This is a genomic window from Parasaccharibacter sp. TMW2.1882 (assembly GCF_023337635.1).
GTDB classification, from domain to species: Bacteria; Pseudomonadota; Alphaproteobacteria; order Acetobacterales; family Acetobacteraceae; genus Bombella; species Bombella apis.
Genome location: NZ_NWUT01000001.1, coordinates 809,239 through 831,849 on the forward strand (window position 1 = coordinate 809,239; position 22,611 = coordinate 831,849).

At 61.6% G+C, this 22,611-nt stretch carries 17 protein-coding genes, 1 tRNA gene and 1 riboswitch; of the genes, 11 read left to right on the plus strand and 7 right to left on the minus strand.

Going from position 1 to position 22,611, the window contains the following annotated elements:
* Positions 1 to 16: 16 nt before the first annotated feature.
* The 4 genes from ruvA to secA all read right to left on the minus strand — a co-directional run bounded on the left by ruvA (position 17) and on the right by secA (position 4,663).
* Positions 17 to 655: a Holliday junction branch migration protein RuvA gene (ruvA, locus tag CO583_RS03735; RefSeq protein WP_248630362.1), complete on the minus strand. Its 639-nt coding sequence runs from the start codon at positions 653 to 655 to the stop codon at positions 17 to 19.
* Positions 652 to 1,158, minus strand: a complete 507-nt coding sequence (gene ruvC / locus CO583_RS03740; protein ID WP_043560866.1) for a crossover junction endodeoxyribonuclease RuvC — start codon at positions 1,156 to 1,158, stop codon at positions 652 to 654. The genes ruvA and ruvC overlap by 4 nt, the downstream gene beginning before the upstream one ends.
* Positions 1,155 to 1,904, minus strand: coding sequence for a YebC/PmpR family DNA-binding transcriptional regulator (locus tag CO583_RS03745; RefSeq protein WP_043560868.1), 750 nt, complete (start codon positions 1,902 to 1,904; stop codon positions 1,155 to 1,157). Before CO583_RS03745 ends, ruvC begins: the two co-directional genes overlap by 4 nt.
* Before the next feature lie 101 nt (positions 1,905 to 2,005).
* Complete coding sequence (gene secA, locus CO583_RS03750) at positions 2,006 to 4,663, minus strand: preprotein translocase subunit SecA (RefSeq protein WP_043560873.1); 2,658 nt, start codon at positions 4,661 to 4,663, stop codon at positions 2,006 to 2,008.
* A 343-nt stretch (positions 4,664 to 5,006) separates the two neighbouring features.
* Between secA and CO583_RS03755 the strand changes: the two genes are divergently transcribed.
* From CO583_RS03755 to CO583_RS03790, 8 genes are all read left to right on the plus strand, one after another.
* A complete protein-coding gene (locus CO583_RS03755; protein WP_043560875.1) occupies positions 5,007 to 5,945 on the plus strand; it encodes a peptidylprolyl isomerase in 939 nt (312 codons plus the stop codon).
* Positions 5,946 to 5,948: 3 nt separating this feature from the next.
* Positions 5,949 to 7,184 (plus strand): bifunctional glutamate N-acetyltransferase/amino-acid acetyltransferase ArgJ, encoded by a 1,236-nt coding sequence (gene argJ / locus CO583_RS03760; protein WP_043560878.1) that lies wholly within the window; start codon positions 5,949 to 5,951, stop codon positions 7,182 to 7,184.
* A 234-nt stretch (positions 7,185 to 7,418) separates the two neighbouring features.
* Complete coding sequence (locus tag CO583_RS03765) at positions 7,419 to 8,681, plus strand: NAD(P)/FAD-dependent oxidoreductase (RefSeq protein WP_081562941.1); 1,263 nt, start codon at positions 7,419 to 7,421, stop codon at positions 8,679 to 8,681.
* A gap of 236 nt (positions 8,682 to 8,917) precedes the next feature.
* Entirely contained in the window at positions 8,918 to 9,655 is a 738-nt protein-coding gene (locus CO583_RS03770; RefSeq protein ID WP_248630361.1) for a 2OG-Fe dioxygenase family protein, read from the plus strand.
* 78 nt (positions 9,656 to 9,733) lie between these two features.
* Complete coding sequence (locus CO583_RS03775; RefSeq protein WP_052349154.1) at positions 9,734 to 10,282, plus strand: hypothetical protein; 549 nt, start codon at positions 9,734 to 9,736, stop codon at positions 10,280 to 10,282.
* Between the two features lie 334 nt (positions 10,283 to 10,616).
* Entirely contained in the window at positions 10,617 to 11,597 is a 981-nt protein-coding gene (locus tag CO583_RS03780; protein WP_043560884.1) for a homocysteine S-methyltransferase family protein, read from the plus strand.
* Positions 11,598 to 11,639: 42 nt separating this feature from the next.
* Positions 11,640 to 14,150, plus strand: a complete 2,511-nt coding sequence (locus tag CO583_RS03785; protein ID WP_248630360.1) for a TonB-dependent siderophore receptor — start codon at positions 11,640 to 11,642, stop codon at positions 14,148 to 14,150.
* Between the two features lie 39 nt (positions 14,151 to 14,189).
* Positions 14,190 to 15,566 carry a cytosine permease gene (locus CO583_RS03790; RefSeq protein ID WP_043560887.1) on the plus strand — a complete coding sequence of 459 codons (1,377 nt, stop codon included), beginning with the start codon at positions 14,190 to 14,192 and terminating at the stop codon, positions 15,564 to 15,566.
* A gap of 32 nt (positions 15,567 to 15,598) precedes the next feature.
* On the opposite strand, the gene CO583_RS03795 is transcribed toward CO583_RS03790, so the two are convergent.
* A tRNA-Gly gene (locus CO583_RS03795) sits at positions 15,599 to 15,672 on the minus strand.
* A 168-nt stretch (positions 15,673 to 15,840) separates the two neighbouring features.
* Positions 15,841 to 15,921: riboswitch (SAM riboswitch) on the plus strand.
* Between the two features lie 78 nt (positions 15,922 to 15,999).
* Here CO583_RS03795 and metZ point away from each other — a divergent pair.
* The 3 genes from metZ (at position 16,000) to ispF (ending at position 19,099) form a co-directional block, all read left to right on the plus strand.
* Positions 16,000 to 17,211 carry an O-succinylhomoserine sulfhydrylase gene (metZ, locus tag CO583_RS03800; RefSeq protein WP_043560889.1) on the plus strand — a complete coding sequence of 404 codons (1,212 nt, stop codon included), beginning with the start codon at positions 16,000 to 16,002 and terminating at the stop codon, positions 17,209 to 17,211.
* Positions 17,212 to 17,372: 161 nt separating this feature from the next.
* Positions 17,373 to 17,849: a Co2+/Mg2+ efflux protein ApaG gene (apaG, locus tag CO583_RS03805; RefSeq protein WP_154981641.1), complete on the plus strand. Its 477-nt coding sequence runs from the start codon at positions 17,373 to 17,375 to the stop codon at positions 17,847 to 17,849.
* A gap of 26 nt (positions 17,850 to 17,875) precedes the next feature.
* Positions 17,876 to 19,099 (plus strand): 2-C-methyl-D-erythritol 2,4-cyclodiphosphate synthase, encoded by a 1,224-nt coding sequence (gene ispF, locus CO583_RS03810; RefSeq protein ID WP_052349156.1) that lies wholly within the window; start codon positions 17,876 to 17,878, stop codon positions 19,097 to 19,099.
* Between the two features lie 99 nt (positions 19,100 to 19,198).
* Here ispF and CO583_RS03815 read toward each other — a convergent pair whose 3' ends face one another.
* Together CO583_RS03815 and CO583_RS03820 are read right to left on the minus strand one after the other, a co-directional pair.
* A complete protein-coding gene (locus CO583_RS03815) occupies positions 19,199 to 19,912 on the minus strand; it encodes an ATP12 family protein (protein ID WP_103765341.1) in 714 nt (237 codons plus the stop codon).
* A 20-nt stretch (positions 19,913 to 19,932) separates the two neighbouring features.
* Positions 19,933 to 22,545, minus strand: a complete 2,613-nt coding sequence (locus tag CO583_RS03820) for an AsmA family protein (protein WP_248630359.1) — start codon at positions 22,543 to 22,545, stop codon at positions 19,933 to 19,935.
* Positions 22,546 to 22,611 lie beyond the last annotated feature (66 nt).

Sequence of the window (22,611 nt, forward strand, 5' to 3'; positions counted from 1 at the left end):
TCCCTCTACCCTCTGCCTACCGGGCCAGTTCCTTGAGAGCAAGACGGATGATGACATCCAGCCCTTCCCCAACATGGTCTCCAATGAGACGGCTGATGATGGGCCAGCTTTCAGCCCGACGGAAGCCCAGCCCTTCCAGCGCCATGAGGGCATCCTGCTCCAGCCCGGCACTGCCATGCAGGCTGGTACTGATGGCTGCTCCGCCCCCCCCAGCACTCATGGACGTCCCACTCATGCTGGCAGGAGCCGGCATTTTGGCCACTTTGCTCCTGAGCTCCGTCAGGAGGCGGACTGCCAGCTTGGGGCCAACCCCGGCAGCCTGCGTAAAGGCTGTCCTGTCCTCAGCATGGACAGCCTGCCAGAGCAGACTGGGGCGGCTGACTGACAGAATGGCCAGAGCCACACGGGCCCCTACACCCTGAACGGTCGTGAGAAGACGGAACCATGCCTGCTCATCCGCCTCCGCAAAACCAAAGAGCTGGATGGCATCTTCCCGCACAACCGTTTCCACCAGTACACGGGCGACTTCCGGCGGGCGGGGCAGCAGCCCCAGCGTATGGCTGGAGGCTGAGACAACATACCCCACCCCATTCACCTCAATGAGGCAGTGATCACCATCGATATGAGAGACAAGGCCTGTCAGCTGTCCAATCATGCCATGCGTACTCCTGCGGCTACATGCCGGGCACTGGCCCGATGATGGGCATGGCAGATGGCGATAGCCAGTGCATCGGACGCATCAGCCCGCCGGACCTCCGCCCCCGGCAACAGACGGCGGACCATCATGCTGACCTGCTCCTTCGTGGCCGCCCCCGTACCAACCACAGCCCGCTTCACAGCCATGGCCCCATATTCATGCACGCTCAGCCCGGCAAGGGCGGGCACAAGCAGGGCCACGCCACGGGCATAGCCCAGCTTGAGCGTGGAGGAGCCGTTGCGGTTCACATAGGTTTCCTCAACGGCAGCTTCTGCAGGACCATACTGCTGGATGAGCCTCATCAGCCCCTCATGCAGGTCGCACAGACGGCGGGGAACGTCATCACCGCTCTGGGTCGCCAGCACACCGTCAGCCACATGGCGCAGGCGGTTCCCCTCCACATCCACGATACCCCAGCCCATGAAACGCAGGCCGGGATCGATCCCCATGAGACGGATCAAGCTGCCAGAGCCTCGGCCACCTCATCAGGGAGGTCGAAATTGGCATAGACGGCCTGCACATCGTCATTCTCCTCAAGCACGTCAATCAGCTTGAGAACGGAGCGGGCCTGATCCTCATCCAGCGTGACGGTCGTCTGCGGACGCCAGTCCAGCTTGGCGGAACGGGGTTCGCCAAAACGGCCTTCCAGCGCATCACGCACGCTCATCAGGGCCTCCATGGCCGTGGTGATTTCGTGGCCGTCTTCCGTGGTCTCCACGTTATCAGCCCCGGCTTCAATGGCGGCTTCCAGCATGTCATCCTCAGAAGCAGCATCCTGCGGATAGGTGATCACGCCGATATGGTCAAAGCCAAAGGACACGGAATTGGTTTCTCCCATGGAACCACCATGCTTGGAGAAAGCCGCCCGGACTTCGGAGGCCGTACGGTTGCGGTTATCGGTCAGCCCCTCGATGATGATGGCCACACCAGCCGGACCGTAGCCCTCATAACGGACGGCCACATAATCCTCACCACCACCGGCACCGCTGGCCTTCTTGATGGCACGCTCGACCGTATCCTTGGGCATGTTGACCTCACGGGCTGCCGTGATGGCAGCACGCAGGCGGGGGTTCATGGCCGGGTCTGGCATGCCGGACCGTGTGGCCACCGTGATCTCACGGATGACCTTGGCAAACTGCTTGGCGCGCTTGGCATCCTGCGCACCTTTGCGGTGCATGATGTTCTTGAACTGTGAATGTCCTGCCATGGACCTTACTTCTCCCAAAACAATGTTGAAACACCCATTACCATGCACCAGCACACCGTGCATCAGAAGGGGCTGCCCCCAGCAGGAAGCAGCCCGCCTTCTCAGATCATCCTGCCGTGGCAGTGCTTGAATTTCTGCCCGGACCCGCAGGGACAGGGAGCATTGCGGGGGACCTCATTGAGCCAGCGGGCCAGCGTGGCCGTATCCAGCGCCTCCTCATCAGCGGGACCATCCTCCTCCATGAAGGCAGTCGGCCCCGGCGGCATGGACGGTGCCTCGCTGACGGGCTGGACATGCCCGACAGACTGCACGACACGCAGCCGCAGGTCCTCCAGCATGTATGTGAACATCTGGAAGGCTTCCTGCTTGTACTCGTTCAGCGGGTCACGCTGGGCATAAGCCCGCAGGCCGATCCCCTGACGCATCTGGTCCAGCCCGTGCAGATGTTCTTTCCATGCCGCATCGAATGATGTCAGAAGAATATGCTTCTCGATCAACCGCATCATTTCCGGGCCAACAGTCGCTGAACGGGCTGCATGGGCCTTCGTGGCTGTTTCTTCGATGCGGTCGATCAGATGCTCCTCATCCATGCCATCTTCTTTTGCCCAGTCGGCAATCGGCATGTCCAGATTCAGGATGCGATGCAGCTCACCAGCAAGGCCATCCACATCCCAGGCCTCCACAAAGGAATTCTCCGGAATATGGGCATGGACGAGCTCTTCAATCACCTTCCCCCGCATCTCGGCAATCACGCCAGACACATCGGCGGATGCCATATATTCACGGCGCTGGGCATAGACCTCCTTGCGCTGTGCATTCATGACATCATCGTATTTCAGCGTGTTCTTGCGCATGTCGAAGTTGCGGGCCTCGACCTTCTTCTGCGCCTTTTCCAGCGCACGGTTCAGCCACGGATGCACGATGGCCTCACCCCGCTTGAGACCCATCTTCTGCATCATCGCCCCCATGCGGTCGGAGCCGAAAATGCGGATGAGGTCATCCTGAAGGGAAAGGAAAAAGCGGGAATTGCCCGGGTCACCCTGACGGCCAGACCGCCCACGCAGCTGGTTGTCCACCCGGCGGCTCTCATGCCGCTCCGTCCCGATGACATACAGCCCACCAAGCTCGTGTACCCGCTTGTGGTCAACGGCCACCTGCGCCCGGACCTGTTCCGCAATGGCAGCCCGCTCAGCTTCATCCTCAATACCGGCAGTCTTTTCAGCCACCAGCATCTCGACATTGCCACCGAGCTTGATGTCCGTACCACGCCCTGCCATGTTCGTGGCGATGGTGATGGCACCCGGCGCACCGGCCTGTGCGATAATGCTGGCCTCACGCTCATGATGCCGGGCATTCAGCACATTATGCGGAATACGCTTCTGCCGCAGCAGGTGTGACAGAACCTCGCTCTGCTCGATGGAGGCCGTACCGACAAGAATGGGCTGGCCTGTCTCATGCACCTTGCGGACGAGTTCAGCCACGGCCTCATATTTCTCTTCCGCCGTGAGATAGACCTCGTCATCCGCATCCTTGCGGCGCACGGGCAGATTGGTCGGAATCTCCACGACCTGAAGATTGTAGATCTCGGCGAATTCGTCAGCTTCCGTCATGGCCGTACCGGTCATGCCAGCCAGCTTGGGATAGAGACGGAAATAATTCTGGAAAGTGATGGAGGCCAGCGTCTGATTTTCCTGCTGGATTTCCACACCTTCCTTGGCTTCCAGCGCCTGATGCAGGCCATCAGAGTACCGGCGGCCATCCATCATGCGGCCCGTGAACTCGTCAATCAGCATCACCTTGTCGTCACGGACGATATAATCGACATCCCTCGTAAAAAGCGTCCGGGCCCGCAGGGACTGCTGGACATGATGGACAACCGAGACGTTGTGGAGGTCATACAGACCGCCTTCACGCAGCAGGCCCGCCTCCTGAAGCAGCTCCTCGACACGGTCGGAGCCTTTTTCCGTCAGCGTGACAGTACGCAGCTTCTCATCCTTGTCATAAACATCCGGCTCTTTCACCAGCCGGGCAATCACGGCATCCACATGGCGATAAAGGTCGGAGCTGTCATCCGCCGGACCGGAAATGATGAGCGGCGTACGGGCCTCATCAATGAGGATGCTGTCCACCTCATCGACAATGGCAAAGCTGAAGGCACGCTGGACCATTTCATCCAGCGAATACTTCATGTTGTCCCGCAGATAGTCGAAGCCGAACTCGTTGTTCGTACCGTATGTGATGTCCGCTCCATAAGCCGCACGGCGCTGGTCGTCCGTCAGGTTCGGGATGATCACGCCGGTGGTCAGGCCAAGGAAACCGTAGAGGCGGGACATTTCCTCAGCGTCACGCTTCGCCAGATAATCATTGACGGTAACAACATGCACGCCCTTGCCAGACAAGGCATTCAGATAGACAGCCAGGGTCCCGACAAGGGTCTTGCCCTCACCCGTCCGCATCTCGGCAATCCGCCCATCATGCAGGACCATGCCCCCGATGAGCTGCACATCAAAATGACGCATCCCCAGCACACGGCGGGAGGCCTCACGACAGACAGCAAAGGCCTCGTCCAGAAGATCATCAAGGGAGGCACCCTCAGCCAGACGCTGGCGGAATTCCGCAGTTTTACCCTTCAGTTCATCATCCGTGAGAGCCTGCATCTGCGGCTCCAGAGCATTGATCTCCGGCACGCGCCGCTGATACTTCTTGAGTGAGCGGTCGTTGGAGTGGCCGAAGAGGGCGCGAGCAAGGCGTGAAAGCATGAGTTACCCTGAAAATTTTGCCACCAGCAACCATGTGCGCCCCTCTCCCCTGTGGGAAACAAGGAAACGCCCGCTGCGGATGGTCACAACGCTTTTCATATCATGTCCGACATAAGGGCCCTCGTCATCATGGTCAATGGGAAAGCCCCCGTCCGGCTTCCGGACGCAGCGCAATTCTCCGCTTTTTCCCCTGTCAGGCACCAGCAGCCCAACCTGACGTCCGTACCAACATAAAATATAGGCAATACTTCGCCTTTCCGGCACCAAAGCCCTTGCTAGGGCAGGCAGGCTTTGTCATGGTGAAAGGGCTGAGTTTTAACAGATCGAAATGATGAGGTCTTACATGCGGCTTTCCCGCTCTCTTCTCCTGTGCACGGCCCTTATCGGGGGTGTCTCCTCTTCTGCCTCGCTGACAGCGCAGGCCGTGGCCGCCGACGCCCAGCCGGCCCCCGCCGCACAGCCGCAGGCCAAGCCCGCAGCAGACCCGAACATGCTGCTCGCCACCGTGAATGACCAGAAGATCACCCTGGGCGATGTCCAGCGCGCTGCTGCCACCCTGCCGCCGGAAGCGCGCCAGCTCCAGCCGGCCGTCATCATTCCGCTCCTGATCAACCAGCTCATCGACCAGAAGGCCATCCAGCTCCAGGCGGACAAGGCCGGTCTGGCCAGCAAGCCGGCTGTCAAGGCTGCCATGGAAGCAGCAGCAAACAATGTGCTCCAGAATGCCTATCTGGAGGAGCAGGTTGCACCGAAGCTGACGGACGATGCCCTGAAGGCCTACTATCAGGAGCATTTCGCCTCCAAGAAGCCTGAGGAGGAAGTCCATGCCCGCCACATCCTCGTGGATAGCGAGGCCAAGGCTGAAGGGATCATCCGGCAGCTGAACAAGGGGGCCGACTTTGCCAAGCTGGCTGGCCGTCTCTCCACGGACAAGGCATCCGGCGGCACGAATGGTGGCGATCTTGGCTGGTTCAAGCGTGGGGACATGATCCCGGATTTCTCCAACGCCGCTTTTGCCATGAAGTCCGGCACCATCACCCAGAAGCCGGTCCATACCCAGTATGGCTGGCACGTGATCCAGGTTCTGGGGACCCGCACGGCCCCCGTGCCGAGCTTTGAGCAGGTGCGTGACCAGATCCGCCGCGACCTGATACGCCAGGAAGTCCGCAAGGTGGTGGAAGCTGCCGAGAAGCAGGCCCGAATCGTGCATTATGATGCCAAGGGCCAGCCCATCACCAGTGCACCGGCACCTGCCGCTGCCCCGGCACAGGCAACACACTGAGCCATGGCCAAACCATACCCCCGCTCCCCACTGGCACTCTCACTGCCCAAGCTGACCTCGATTGCCGGGGTGCGGCTCAGTGGTGTGGAGGCCAACATCCGCTACAGCGGGCGGACCGACCTCATGCTGGTCGAGTTCGCCCCTGGCACGACGGCCGCAGGTGTCTATACCCGCAATCTCTGCCCGGGGGCTCCCATCCCCTGGTGTCGCCGTGCGCTCGCCAGCACGCCCCATGCCCGGGCGCTGCTGGTGAACTCCGGCAATGCAAATGTCTTCACCGGTCGTGCCGGGGAAGAGGCCGTGGTAGCCTGTGCCGGAGAGGTCGCCCATCAGCTGGGCTGCCCTGTCGAGGATGTCTTCCTGGCCTCTACCGGGGTGATTGGCGAGACGCTTCCCTACAAGAAGATCCTCTCTGCCCTGCCCGCAGCCATTGAAGCCCTGCATGTTGATGGATGGGAAGAAGCGGCCCGGGCCATCATGACCACGGACACCTTCCCCAAGGCGGCCCGTCGTGAAGTGAAGATCGGCAGCACAACGGTCTGCCTCCAGGGCATAGCCAAGGGGTCGGGCATGGTTGCGCCGGACATGGCCACCATGCTGGCCTACGTCGCCACAGATGCCTCCCTGCCCCAGCCGGTCCTTCAGGCCCTGCTGGAAGAAGGCGTGGGGCCGAGCTTCAACTCCATCACGGTGGACTCTGATACCTCTACATCCGACATGCTGATGCTTTTTGCCACCGGGCAGGCCGAGCATGAAGAGATCGGCAGTCATGAGGATGCCGCCCTGGCGGAATTCCGCACGGCCCTGAAGGACCTGCTCCATGAGCTGGCTCTGCTGGTCGTCCGTGATGGCGAGGGTGCCACCAAGCTGATCCGTGTCGATGTGCAGGAAGCTCAGGATGACGGGTCCGCCCGCAGGATCGCCATGGCCATTGCCAATTCTCCGCTGGTGAAAACCGCCATTGCCGGAGAGGATGCCAACTGGGGGCGTATTGTCATGGCCGTTGGCAAGAGTGGTGAGCCTGCCGACAGGGACCGCCTTTCCATTGCCATCGGGGACCACTGGGTGGCCAGCCAGGGCAGTGTGAAGGACCATGATGTCGAGGCGCTGAATGCCTACATGCGCCAGCAGGAGATCACGATCACGGCAGATCTGGGGCTTGGATCCGGCCGTGCGAGCGTCTGGACCTGTGATCTGACACACGGTTACATCGACATAAACGGCTCATACAGAAGCTGATACCGGGGGCATTTCCGCCCATATCCGGCAGGGTCAACCCCCAGTTGCGGACGGGGGCAGGCCCTGCCCCGGCAGGCACCGGTACCCCCCGGGGTGATAGGGGACCGGGACAATCAGAAAACAACATCGATGACCATGACAGGGCTTGTATATGGCAGGGCGGACCGCTAGAGCTCAGATATTGCTGCGCGTTCTGTTTGCGCCTGTCACGTCGGAAAAACGAGGAACGGTTCCATGTCCGCAAAGAAACATGTCGTCATTCTGGGAGGTGGTGTTGGCGGGCTGGAAGCCGCAACCCAGCTCAGCCACAACTCCCATGTCCGCATTACCCTGATTGATCAGAACGCCGTCCATATCTGGAAGCCTGTCCTGCATGAGCTGGCATCCGGCACGATCGGCCAGAAAGGCAACCTGTTCGCCTTCAATGAGCTTTCCAAACGTTTCGGCTTCTCCTTCATCCAGAGCACGCTGGACACCATCGACAGCACAACAAAGACGCTGAACCTGGAAAACGGGCAGGTCCTGAATTACGATCTGCTCATCGTGGCTCTAGGCTCCTGCGCAAACGACTTCGGCACGCCCGGGGCGAAAGAAAACTGCCTCTTCCTCAATACCCTGGCTGATGCCAACGCCATCCACGACCGTTTCCGTACGCTCATCGAGCGGGCGCAGCTGACAAACAAGCCTGTCCACCTGAACATTGTTGGGGGTGGTGCCACTGGGGTGCAGCTGGCTGCCGAGCTCTGCCAGGCCATCGACAGCACTCCCGGCCTTGGCCCCTCTGCCCGCAAAAGGCTGCTCAGGCCCACGCTGATCGAGGCGCAGGACAGACTGCTGCCGCCTTTCCCCGAGCAGGTTTCGGCCGAGGCCAAGGCCGAACTGGAGAAGCTGGGATTCGATGTCATCACCGGCGGCATGGTCAGTGAGGTCGGCTGCGGCTACATCGCCCTCAAGGATGGCCGGCGCATCGAGTCCGACTTCCCCATCTGGGCTGCTGGGGTGAAAGCCTGCGTGGCGACCTCTCTCCTGAAGAATCTTGAGCTCAGCCGCAGCGGGCAGATCATGGTCACCAACACGCTCCAGACCACGAAAGACCCGTCCATCTATGCCATCGGTGACTGCGCCCGCATGGAGGTCAACCCCACAGCCCCCACGGCGCAGGCCGCCCGGCAGGAAGGCCGTTATGTCGGCCGGGTTGCCATTCCCCGCCAGCTGGCTGGCAAGGCAGCGGTCCCGTTTGTCTACAACGACCGTGGCGCCGTCGTGGCTCTGGGGCGGTACAATGCCTGGGGCATGTGGCCCTCCAAGAAGGGGTTCGGCGGCCATGGCTTTGGAGCCCAGCTGGCCCGCTTCATCCATGAAGGTCTGTTCCGCCAGCACCAGATGGGCATCAGCGGTCTTTTCCGTACCGTCTGCGCAGCCCTCGGCGAACGCTTCAAGCCCAACAATCCTGATCTGAACGGCAAGAAACCGTCAGCACAGCCGGAACAGGACTGAAGCGGCCCTTCCCCCCAACCCGGCAGCCCCCTTCACGGCAGGTGAAGGGGGCTGCCCTGCGGGGGCTCAAAAAGGCCTGTACACTCCACCATCAAGGTTTTTCACCAGGACGGCACAAGGCGCAAGACAGTTGCCGGGAGACCTTTTATACTCGGGCTCTGTGCCATCATGATCCGTACCGCCAGAAAAGGGCAGCCCCAGTCTGCTCCCCTTGCGGCGACAGGGGAACGCCTGCCATGACCCTATCCTGTACAGCTTCCACCGGTTCTATCGAACAGCAGATCATCAAAAACGGTTTTGCCTTTCTCCCCGCTCGACAGGCCAGAGCGTGGCTGGAGCCCTGCGGCCTGAAAGACTGGCAGGGTTTTGCTGAAAGCTGGAATGATCTGGGCATGGACCTCTACATGGCTGATGGCGGGCGCTACCGCCGTCGTCGCTATGGGACCTTTTCCATCACCGGGAACAGCCTGACCCGCAAGGACCATCAGCCCCATTATCAGAGCCGGGATTACAATCTGCTCAATGGCGGGGTAGAACGCTGGTTCAGTCCCATCACTGACGAGATGGGGCGACATCCGGCCCTTGCGGCCATTCTCCAGGCCACCTCCACCATGGCGGACCACCTCTCCCCGGAACGACCCCAGCCAGCCCCGTGGCATGTGGAGGTCCATCAGTTCCGCATCGAGGCCGCCAACGATGCAGAGGCTCTTCCCACGCCGGAAGGGATGCATCGTGATGGCGTGGACTGGGTTTTCGTCTTCATGGTCAACCGCTGCAACATACGGGAAGGCGTCACGAGCATCCATGCGCTGGACCAGCAGACCGTACTGGGGTCCTTCACCCTGACAGAGCCGCTGGATACTGCCATTGTGGACGATCACCGTGTCTATCACGGCGTGACGGCGGTAGAACCGGAAGACCCCACCCTGCCCGCCTACCGTGACGTGCTCGTCGTCACCTTGCGGTATGAATGAGCACAACCCCGTTACCCTGCCATTCATGGCGGGCTTCCCTGTCTTTTCCTGACCCGTCCCCCAGAGGATAACGACGCCATGACCCGTTCATCACCTGTTCCTGTCCGCCTCCGTGGCCTTGCCGGAAACCTGTGCCGTTCCGCCATCGTCATGGGTCTCTTCGGTTTCATCCAGACCAGCCCGGCCGAGGCGGCCAGCCAGAAGCATCCGTCACGTCATCATCATTCAGCACAGCACTCCAGCACGACACCCGTGGAGCTGAAAGCCCAGCCCGGCACGGAGCTGGACAGGCAGGCCCGCAGCCTGAATGCAGACCTTCTGGACGATGCGGCCCGCCACAACGAGACACCCATCGTCCTGACAGGGACAGCCAAACTCGCCCCAAAGCAGAAAAACATGATCCTGTTCGTGCAGCTGCAATCATACCGCCTCTGCGGGTCTGCAGGCTGTACCACCTCCATCTATCGCAGGAATGGCAACAAATGGGACACACTGCTGGACAGCGTGAACGGTTCCATCCGTATTGCCCGCCAGCGTCACAACGGTCTGGCTGACATCATTATTGATGGCAACGACCGCTGGGTATTTGACGGGCAGAAATACGAGGACACTCTCAACAGCCCCTGATTCTTCGGGCCCCACCGTCATGTTGGCAGGCGCTGGGGCCCTTTTTCATCTTTCTGCAAAGGAATGACAAAATCCGGCTGATACCGGAGAAAATATTTTTTACAGTTTTTTATATGGATATAATCATATCATTATATGATAAATACAATACATTAACTTGCCGTCACCTTTAGCTCTCAATAATACCCTTCTCCGCCCACTTCTATACTTTACATATAACATCATGCTTATATGTGTATGGGATTGATATTTTCGTCAAGTTTTTTTACCCATGGCGCTCCTTCAACAGACAGAAAACGGGGACCAGACCACAGCCCCCCAATGAGCCAGCGCCATGCCTTCTTCCACCACGCCCTTCTCTTCCGTAGCTGACCGGACACCTCTCATCCTTGATGGTGGCATGGGGCGGGAGCTGCACCGCATGGGAGCTCCGTTCCGCCAGCCGGAATGGTCAGCCCTCAGCCTGATGGAGCGGCCCGATCTGGTGCAGCAGGCCCATGAGAACTTCCTCAAGGCCGGGGCGCATGTCATCACGACCAACAGCTATGCCGTCGTGCCATTCCATATCGGTGAGGAACGTTTTGCCGCACGGGGCGAGGAACTGGCCCGCCTCTCCGGCCATCTGGGACGGCAGGCCATTGCAGCACAGGCCCAGGGTGGAAAGCCGTCTCTTCTGGCCGGTTCCCTGCCACCGGCAGGCGGCTCTTACCGTCCCGACCTGTTCACCCCCCAGAAGGCAGAGGCTATCCTGACGCCGCTCATCCGTGGGCTGGCACCCTCGGCCGATCTCTGGCTGGCAGAAACACAGAGCAGCATCGCCGAACTGCAGACAGCCCACAGGCTCGTCCAGCAGAGCACGGACGATGCACGCCCCTTCTGGGGCAGTTTCACGCTGGATGATTCCGATCCCGCCGCTCTCATCCACCAGCACGCCCCGGTCCGCCTGCGGTCGGGTGAACTGCTGGAAGAAGCCGTGGAAGCCGCCCTTCAGCTGAAGCTGGAGGCCCTGCTCTTCAACTGCAGCGACCCCCGCATCATGGAAACGGCCCTGCACACAGCCCGAAAGGTGCTGAAGACACACGGAGATTCCACCACCCTGAAACTGGGCGTGTATGCCAACGGTTTCGCCCACAACCATCATGACGGCGAAGGCGAAGGAGCCAATGAAAGCATCACTCCACTGGATGGCACGCTGACATCCCAGCGTTACGCCGACTTCGCCCAGCACTGGCTTGCCGCCGGGGCCGACATCATCGGGGGCTGCTGTGGCATCGGGCCGGAGCATGTCGCCGCCCTCGCCGCCCGTTTTTCCTGACCTGCTGACCCACCGCCCATTTCGCACTCTGGAGACACCACAATGCCCCGCCTGCATGGCTTTCACCGTCTGCCTGCCTCCCTGCTGTCCCTCTCCTGGCTTATGGGGTCATGCGGCATGGGCCTTGGCCTCGCCACGGCCCTGTCAGGCTCACTATCCACCGCCAGAGCCGCCACAGTGACAGGCACGGCCACGACCTCCCCAGCGGCCAGCAGAAAGACACAGGCCCGCAAGAGCACATCCACAACCCGCCACAGGCCCCATGCCATCAATGCCAGATCAGCCGAACATCTGACCGTCCACCGGACAAACACACCGCTGAAACGGGCACGGGCCAGCACCTCACCGGTGGATATCGTCACGGCACAGCAGCTCCAGCGAACGGGGCAGCTGAACGTGGCGGAAGCTCTGGCCCGCATCAATCCGTCCATCACCATCAGTGCAGCAGGGTATGACGCCTCGGCCCTGACCTCCTCCATCCGCCTGCGGGGGCTGAACCCCAACCACACGCTCGTGCTCGTCAACGGCATACGCCGCCACACCACGGCGAACATCAGTGCCGACAGCGGGCCGGAGGAAGGCTCCAGCCCGGTGGACCTGAACATGATCCCCCCGGAAGCCATCGACCATATCGAAATCCTGCGGGACGGTGCCGCCTCCCGCTACGGGGCGGACGGGCTGGCCGGTGTCATCAACATCGTGCTGAAAAAGGACGTCAGAAGCTCCGACATTGATGCCCAGACAGGCGCAAATGCCTATAACGGCGATGGCTGGCAGTACCAGTTCGGCTTCGACAAGGGCCTCGCCCTGGGCGAGGACGGGTACGTCAATCTGGCCGGGCAGATGTACCATACCGACCATTTCATCCAGAAAGGTCTGGACGTCCGCACGAACCGTTATGACGACCCGGCCCTCAGCCTTGCCGAGGAAACCCGCCAGACCCTCAGCCTCAATTTCGGCAAGCATTTCACCCAATCCCTAGAAGGCTACGGCTTTGTCACCTATGCCCACCGTCACGGTGAAGGCTTCCAGGATTACCGGACGCCGGACACGTTCCCGCAATATTATCCCGACGGGTTTTCTCCCATCGAGGCCATGGAGGAACAGGACTACGCCGTCACACTGGGGCTGAAGGGCCGCCTGCCTGCCGGGTTCCACTGGGATGCCAACACGACATACGGGGCCGATGATGACCACATGACCCTGAAGAACAGTGGCAGCCCGGCCTATTATGCCGATTATGGCACATCCCCCACGAAGGTCCGGACGGAACGCTTCAAGAACGAACAGTGGAACAACACGCTGAACATCAGCCGCAGGTTCGCCTTTGCTCCCGGCCGCTCGCTGGACCTCTCCTTCGGCGCCCAGCACAGGCTGGAGAAATACACCATCGGGGCCGGTGAGCCTGCCTCCTACTACAAGGGTGGTCTCCAGGGCTTTGCGGGCCTGATGCCGCAGAATGCGGGATCATGGACCCGCAACGTCTGGGCGGGCTACATTGATGCGGACTTCCACCCGCTCCGGCATCTCGATGTCGATTTCGGCGGGCGGTATGAGCATTATACCGATTCCGGCAATGCCGAGACGGGCAAGATCGCCGCCCGGTATGACGTGACGAAACGCTTTGCCCTGCGAGCCACCATCAGCAACGGCTACCGTGCTCCCACCCTGCTGGAGCAGCATTACAGCGTGCTCAGCGTCATCCCCAACGGGGCCTCGGCCAGTCTGCCTGTCAGTTCCGCAGCGGCCAGCTCCCTCGAGGCCCAGCGGCTGAAGGCGGAACGCTCCACCAACGCCAGCGGCGGCATCGTGCTGGAACCCGTCACGAACCTTCATGTCTCGGCTGACGTGTACCAGATCAACATCCGCAACCGCATCTCACCGGGCGGCAGCTTCCAGGGCAGTGCGGCAGAAAATGCCATCGCCCTGATGGGGGCCTCCCTGCCCGGCGGGCTGGACCCGGACAACGTCACGGCCACCTACTTCACCAACGGGGCCAGCACCCGCACGCAGGGGCTGGACATCATGGCCGATTACGCCCTGAAGCTGCACCGCTACGGGTCACTCAATCTCAGCCTGGCCCTCAATCTGAACCGCACCCGCATCCACCATCTCAACACCTATGCGGACGGATCGCCCATCCTCAATGCCCAGCAGATCGGCTACCTCACCACGGCGTCACCCCGCAGCAAGATCGTTCTCAACGCATACTGGAAGCTGAACCGCTGGAATGTGAACCTCCGCCAGACACGCTATGGCGAGACGGTCAACAACGTGACCTATCAGGACCAGGCCCCGGCGGCCCTGCAATATTCGCAGAGCCAGTTCCACCGCTTCGTGAACACACCTGCCTGGCTGACGGACCTTGAGGTCGGCTTCCAGGCCACGAAGCGCATCCATCTGGCCGTCGGCGGGAACAACCTCTTCAACGTCCGGCCCCGCCGGATGCCGCTGGAAAACTCCTACACCGGCTCACTGTTCTACGACAACAATTCCGCCGGTATCCCCATGACGGGCGGCTATTACTACGGGCGCATCAACATCAGCCTGTAACCCCGGAGACAGGCACGGACCACGACAGGGCAGACCACCATGTTCTCAGCGATCGAGCAGCACACCATCCACCCCATCCCCGCCTCGGACAGGCGGGGCCGCCCGCGGGACCAGTTCACCATCTGGTTCAGCACCAACATGACGCTGCTGACAGTCGTGACGGGTGCGCTGGGGCCGTTGCAGTGCCACATCTCCTTCACCCTAACGGCCCTCGCTTTCCTGCTTGGCAGCCTGCTCGGGGCTGTCTTCATGGCCCTTCATGCCGTGCAGGGGCCACGGCTTGGGGTGCCGCAGATGATCCAGAGCCGGGGGCAGTTCGGTGCATGGGGGGCCATGCCGGTCATCCTGATGGTCGTCGTCATGTATGTCAGCTTCGTCGCCTCCAACTGCGTGGTGGGCGGCGATGCGCTGCGGAGTGTCCTGCCCTCGCTGGGAGCACACCCGGCCATCCTCATCATGGCCGTCCTCAGCCTGCTGCCCTGCATCATCGGCTACCGGACGATCGAGATATTCTCCTCGGCGGTTTCCTTCATCACGACGGCCGTCATCCTGCTCTGCTTCTTTGTCGGGCTGGCGAGCCTGCCACACGGGCAGGCCTTTCTGGCAGACATGCACGGCTCCTTTGCCGGGTTTCTCCAGGCCTTTTCCATCGCCGTGCTCTGGCAGATCGCCACGGCTCCCTATGTCTCCGATTCCTCACGCTACCTGCCGGATGAGAAGGCCAGCTATCCCCGCATCTTCCTCGCCTGTTATGGCGGCACGGTCGGCGGAACCTTTCTGGCGATGGCAGCGGGGGCCTTCCTAAGTGCCGCCACAGGGCTATCACCCGCCGTCGCCATCACCCACATGACGGGACCATGGGCAGGGCTGATCATCCTCGTCCTGGGGCTGTCCATCGCCTTCGCCAATGCCATGGACCTCTACTGCTGCACGCTCTCCCTCATCACGCTGCTGCACAGCTGCCGCACCAGCTGGCAGCCACGGGGGCGCAGCCGCCTCATCATCACCCTGCTGATCATCCTGACAGCCACGGCGATGGCTCTCTTCATGGCGAAGTCCTTCAATGCCGCCTACAGTGCCCTGCTGGACCTGCTCATGGCCGTCATGATCCCGTGGACCGCCATCAATCTCTCGGACTTCTACCTCGTCCGCAAGGGGGACTATCACGTCCCGTCCTTCTTCGAGCGGGATGGCGGCGTCTATGGCCTCACGAACGGCCCGGCCCTGCTCAGCTACGGGCTGGGGATTCTGGCGGAGATCCCTTTCCTGAACCTGTCCTTCTATCATGGCCCGCTGCTGGAGCGGCTGCATGGCGTGGACATCTCATGGCTGACGGCCCTGCTCGTCTCCACGCTCAGCTATCTTCTGCTGGCACGGTACGGAAAAGCCCACCACACCCAACAACCGGGCGGATGAAGAGACGACCTTCTGATTTTCAGGGGAAAGACTGGAGCGGATGAGGGGAATCGAACCCCCGTATGCAGCTTGGGAAGCTGCCGTTCTACCATTGAACTACATCCGCTTCGTGGGGCCTCTTATACCGGCTGGCAAAACCCTGCGCAATCCCCTTTCCATCATATTTTCCAGCAGAGTATCGCCCTTCCCCGAACATCTTCCGGCGAACCGTGACCGGTTCTCCTTGACGCCCCCTTCCACCGGGCGCATAGTCGGGGTGTGGCGTTGCTGGATGGTAACCCACCCTCGTGATTTGATAGGCCGGCTTGCGGCGAGGTAAAAGAACATGCGCTAAAGAGGCCCTGTTTCTCTCCCGCAGAATCAGGACTTCATACGGCCTCCATCCTAATCGGGCAGGCCGCCGGGTGGTCTGCCTCTTCAGCTGGAGGAACCCATGCCCTCTACCGACCAGTCCTTCCTCTCCTCCTGCCGCACCGACACACGTCTGCTGCACGAGGCCCGCAACCGCACCGAACATGGTGAAACGTCGGACGCCATCTTCCCGACCTCCGGTTTTGTCTATGACAGTGCAGAACAGGCCGAAGCCACCTTTGAAGGAACAATCCAGCATCTTCAGTATTCCCGCTATGGGAACCCCACGGTTGATGCGCTGCAGGATCGCCTTGCCCTGCTTGAAGGGGCCGAGGCCTGCCAGACGACATCCACCGGCATGGGGGCCGTCTCCTGTGCCCTGCTGGCCCAGCTGAAGGCTGGTGACCGTGTCGTGGCCAGCAGTGCGCTCTTCGGCTCCACACACTGGCTGCTGGACTCGCTACTGCCCGGCTATGGCATCGAGACCGTCATGCTGGACGGCACCGACCTCAAGGCCTGGGAAGAGGCTCTTTCCAAACCCACCCAGGCCGTGCTGATCGAGACCCCCTCCAACCCGATGCTGGATGTTCTGGACATCCGCCACATTGCCGACCTTGCCCACAAGGCGGGGGCCATCTTCATGGTGGACAATGTCTTCGCCACACCTGTCGGCCAGAAGCCGCTGGAGCTCGGGGCGGATGTCGTCATCTACTCCTGTACCAAGCATATTGACGGTCAGGGCCGTGTGATGGGCGGGGCCATTCTGGGCAGTCAGGAATGGATCACCGGAACACTCCAGCCCTTCGTCCGCAATACGGGCAACACGCTGTCTCCCTTCAATGCCTGGGTGCTGTCCAAGGGGCTGGAAACGCTGCGCCTGCGTGTGGAGGCCATGGCCCGCAATGCCGCCCGCCTTGCTGACGCCCTGAGCGAACTGCCCGGCATCACGTCCGTCCGCTATCCCGGCCGCAAGGATCATCCCCATGCCGACCTTGCCCGGAAACAGATGAGCAATGGCGGAACACTGGTGGCCTTCAGCGTCGCCAATGGCAAGAAAGGGGCGTTTGCCTGCCTCAACGCCTTCCGGCTCATTGCCATTTCCAACAATCTGGGGGATGCCCGCAGCCTTGCCACCCACCCCGCCACCACCACCCACCGCAAGCTGACACAGGAACAGCGTGATGCTCTGGGCATCACGGATGGGTCCATCCGCTTCTCGGTCGGGCTGGAAGATGTGGAGGACCTGATCGAGGACCTGCGCCGTGGGGCCGAAGCCGCCCGGCAGGCAGGCTGAACGACCCGGCCTGCAAGCCCGTCCCCGCACTCCCCGTGAACGGGACGGGCGGCCACGACAGGTCAGACATATGAAGACATTCCAGAATACCAGTAAGGGAAAATCCGCCGCTCCTGACAGAATGACCTGACAAATCCCCATAATGATTCTAGTAAAGGCCCATGTCCGATAATTCCCTCCCCCCGGAAGGCCCGATGGCCGAGACGGAAACCCTCGAGATGGAGCCCATCACGTCCCTGCCCGCCTTTACGGCCCATACCGGCGACGTGACCGTGAATGTCCGCCCTTTCTGGGTTGATGAACATTCCGACCCGGAAGAACACCGTTATGTCTGGCTCTATCATGTACTGATTGAAAACAGAGGCAAGGAGAGCATCCAGCTTCTCTCACGCAGCTGGACCATCACGGATGATCGGGGTGGGCGTGAAGACGTGCATGGTGAAGGCGTGGTGGGCGAGCAGCCCGTCATTGCTCCAGACAGCAGCTATCAATATACATCCGGAGCTGAACTCAAAACACCGAGCGGCTTCATGGAGGGCCTCTACCACATGGTCACCCCGGCCAGCGGCCATCGTTTTGATGTCACCGTGCCCGTATTCAGTCTGGACAGTCCCCATCACATGGGCATGACCCACTGACGGACAGCAGAAAAGGACCCGCCATCTTGAACGCCCCTCATGCCCGCCCGAAACACAGACGCATTGCCGCCCTTCTTCTGGCGGCGGGACGTGGGCGGCGGTTCTCTGCCGGTGCCCCGCAGGAACAGGCCAGCATAAGCAAGCAGTTCCATCTTCTGGCCGGGCAGCCGGTCATCCGGCACGCCGCCATGGCCCTGCTGCCGCATGTCGATGTCCTCCAGCCGGTTGGCAGCGACCCGCTCCTGCCCGAGGCCCTGGCAGGGCTGGATGTCCTTCCCCCGGTCGAGGGCGGAGCCGAACGGCATGACAGCGTGCGGGCCGGACTGGAGGCCCTGGCAAAACTGCCCGAGCCGCCTGATGTCGTTCTCGTGCATGACGGGGCCCGCCCCTGCGTCCCGGCTGCTGTCATCACCCGTACCCTTGAGGCACTGGAGACCCATGAAGGTGTCATCCCGGCCCTGCCTGTCAGCGACACGCTGAAGAAGGTGGAGAATGGCCTCATCACCGGGACGGTCTCACGGGAGGGCCTCTGGCGTGCCCAGACCCCGCAGGGCTTCTCCTTCCCGCTGCTGCGGGACCTGCATGCCCGGCACCGCACCGCCCTGACCGATGATGCCGGCCTGCTGGAGGCGGAAGGCCACAAGGTGGCGATCGTCATGGGTTCGGAAGACAATATCAAACTGACCGTTACGGAGGATCTGATGCGGCTTGAACGTGTAATTGAGGACCAGAAGACCCAGCCTGCGCAAGCTCCCGTTCTTCTGCCCCGTGTCGGTCTGGGCTATGATGTTCATGCCTTTGCCGAGGGCCGCAAGCTCATCCTCTGTGGCATCGAGATTCCCCATGAGAAGGGCCTTGCCGGTCACTCCGATGCCGATGTGGGCATCCATACACTCTGCGACGCCATCTATGGTGCGCTGAATGAGGGCGACATTGGCCGTCACTTCCCCCCCACGGATGAGAAATGGCGTGACATGGATTCCGCCCGCTTCCTCATCCATGCCGGAGAGCTGATCCGCTCCAAGGGTGGGATGCTGGTCAATGCGGACCTGACGATCATCTGCGAGCGCCCGAAGATCGGCCCTCATGCCAAGGCCATGTGTGCCCGCCTTGCCGAACTGCTGAAGGTCAGTCCCAGCCGCATTTCCGTCAAGGCCACGACCTCCGAGCGTCTGGGCTTCACGGGGCGGGAAGAAGGCATCGCCGCCACGGCTGCCGTCAGCATCATGGTGCCGGACAGCGGGGAGTAAGACGCTCCCTCCTTCCGCAGGGCCAGTCGTGAAAAAGCCCCTCCAGAGACCCGTTCTGGAGGGGCTTTTCCGTTCCATGAAATCACGCTTCCTGTCCGATCAGGCTGCTTTCACCCGCCCCTGCGCCAGATGCAGGAAACGGAGCGCATCGGCAATGTCCGTGTTCCGCTTCTCAAGCAGTGTGGCAAGTTCCCTGTCGTGGCCCCATTTTTCCAGCTGGCGGTATTCGTCGGCATGGGCAAGATGCACGGCCTCGTCAAAGCTGACCACGTCATGCACCAGAGCCAGCGGCAGAAGCAGGCTGCCCATGATGGGCACCATGACACCCAGAGCCGTCAGCTGGGCAGGCTCCAGCTGCGACAGGTAATGCGTCAGGGCCTCGCCATAGGCGGCAGGCTGCTCCAGAGGCATGAGACCATCCGTCATGGCCGGATGCAGTCCCTGTTCCGCCGCCCAGGCCCGGATGCGGGCCGTCACGGCATCATCCTGCGCCACACTCCGGTAGCAGAGATTGTCATCAATGCCATAAGCGTGCAGGGCGGCTTCCATCGCTGCACGATCGGGCAGGATGCGCTCGATCTGACTGCCCGCCATGCGGGTCAGGACCAGATCATCCGGGGTGAACTGGGCACCCTCGGCAATCTGACGCCATTCTTCCGCAAGAGCCTCTGCCAGAGCAGGAGATGACACGGCCAGGGCCGTTCCGGCAGGCAGCTTCACGGGCCTGCCATCCAGCAATGGTCCCTGCTGGCCAGACTCACCGACTGGCCCCACTGTCACCTGTTTCCAGAAACGCCTGTGCAACTGTGCCATGACGCTGCCCTTCCTTCCTGTCAGTTGCCACCAAGACCAAGGGCCCGGAGAATCCCGCCTGCCCCGCCAGAATGGCCATCATCCCGTGCAGGCAGGGCCAGACCCTTCTGCCCGCCACGAGCCTGCTGGACAGCATGAGCACAAGCATCACTGCCAAAACGGGCTGTATCCAGAGCAGCCTGATCCTTGTCCTGCGCTCCTATATGAACCGTGCCATTCTGCCCTGAAAGGGCCAGTGGTGTGGAAAAATCCGCCCCTACAAGCGTGACATGCGGCATGAGCTGGAACGTGTAGCTCATGTCACCCAGCTTCATCGTCCCCTGCCCGATGAGGGAAAGATGCTTCACCTCCAGAGCCATGTCACTGAAATGTGCCTGACCATGCCCGAATGTCGCCGTCCCGGCAAAGCAGCGCAGCCCCATCGTGCCAGAACCCAGCTTGAGGAGACTGGCCGCAGGGCCTGCCAATGGTGCCAGAACCTCCCTTTGGACACGGCCATCCACAAGGGACAGGCCCATCTGGCCATCCAGGGCCTGCCACAGGGCCTCAGGCTGGGCGCCTTCCGTCCCGAGAGCCCCTTCCAGCTGCACAGGTCCCTCAAACATCACAGGCTGCCCCAGCAGGCTCTGTACCCAGCTGGCCGGCAGAATGAATGGATGCGCCTTCATGCCCATCCGCAGAGGGTCAGCCGTGCCATCCAGCACAACCTCACCAGCAAGCGGCACGTCCTGCACGCTCCCTCCCAGCACGGAAAGACTCAACCGCCCCCCCAGCCCCAGAAGATGCAGATGCAGCCCCTGATAGGCGATGCCTGCCACATGGAGCTGATCTGCTGTCATGTCTACATCGAACGGTCGCCCCGCCATGCTTCCGAACCACTGCGTCAGCCGGGTCTCAGACGCCTTTCCTTCCGCGGGGGCCACCTCTGGCGGCCGGGATGCCTGCGCAGCATCACCGGGCTCTCCCTTGCCCGCAGCGGGCACAGGCCCCGCCTGCACTGTCGGCTCGGCAGCAGGTGTGAGCGATGCGGAAGAGACACGCTCCCCCTCCAGATGGGTCAGATGCAGTTTGCCCACAAGCCCCGCATCCGGCTGCATGGGCAGGTCCGCCGACAGGTTTCCGCCCGCTTCCTGACTGTCAAACACCACATCCTGAAGCGACAGGGAAGAAAGGCCTGCATCCTTCACCGGCCCCAAGACAAGCTGCCCCTTCACATGACCATCATGCACCAGCAGGCCCGGAATTCCCCTGATGTCAGGAAACTGGAACAGGGCTGCCTGGCCGGAAAAAGCCAGCGTACTGCCCTGCCGCCCGGCCTGTCCCTGAAGGTCGAAAGACACATTGTCCTGTCTGGCATCCGTTCTGGCGGCATCACCCCGGCTGAACAGGCTGGATAATGTTCTGTCCTGCCCCTGCACGTTCAGCTTCAGCCCGACAGATGCCGGGATGCGGCCCAAAAGAGCAGACTGTGCCTTCTGCAAACTCTCTGCCTCACCATGAAACAGCCAGGCATAACGCCCCCAGGCAGCCTGCCCCTGAAGGACAAATGGTGCCTGCGCACTGTCAGCATCAATCTGGATGTCGCTCAGCTGCAGCGGTGCCGCCACATGCCACATGCCCGCAGGCAGGGTCGCACTGCCCAAATGGGCATGAACCTGATCCAGCACCAGACGCCGGGGCAGATGCAGCAGGGCATCCGTCAGAGCCATGTCCGTTCCGTTGCTGGCAGCCACCATGTCATCATCACTGTGGAAGCGGACTGTCCCCTCAAGCTGCCCCAGATCAACCGGCATCGCCCGTAAGAGCAGATGCCGCAGGCCCCGCAGGGATGTCCAGCGACCGGACAGCGTGAAATTCACACCTTTCAGCCGGTGGGCGTCCCGCATGAGGCCATCAAGCGTGGCATGGTCCTGGTGCTCGCCGGTCCCCAGCGTCAGCCCCAGGCTGAAAGCCCACGGGTCTTTCTGTCCGGCAGACGCAGAGAGAAGCTGATGGAGAGGGCCAAGCCGTCCCCGCAGCGTAAAAGGCGTGTGCCCATATGTGCCCCGCAGATCCACCCACGGGCTCACACTGCGCATGCCCGCCATCTCCAGACTTGCCAGATGAAGGTGGCCTCCTTCCGGGACATGACTGTCCGACAGATCATCCTGCCATGAGAGTTCAGCATCAGTCAGATGCAGCCCTCCGAAGCTGACCTTCCAGCGGGGGGTGACGGCATCACCGGCCACAGGCGCTGCGACCCTCTGATCCTGCGAGATTACAGGGAGCCACGTGGAGCACTGTTTCTCGCTGGCCCGATGCAGCATGATGCCCGCGCCCCTCACCGTGAATTCCTGAAAGGAAATCTCCCGGTTCAGTATCGCCAGCAGAGACAGGTCCGCATGGACGGACCGGGCCGCCACGAAGGGCGTGCAGCCCGGTCTTGTCAGTACGACATTTGTTGCCTGAAAAGACGGCCATGGCAGCAGCTGGAAGGACGTTTCCCCCATCTTCAGCTCCAGCCCCGTCTGCTGCTGGAAGGCCTCCGTGACACGCTGCCGCAGCCTGTTCTGGTCTATCAGAAACTGCGGAGCAAGGCTCACGCCTGTCACCACCACCACCAGCCCGATCAGGATTGCTGCCAGCTTTTTCATCTGCCTGTGTCCTCGTTTTCTCAGGCGGCCAAGTCCCCCTGCAAAGGGCCAGCCGTCCCTGTCAGT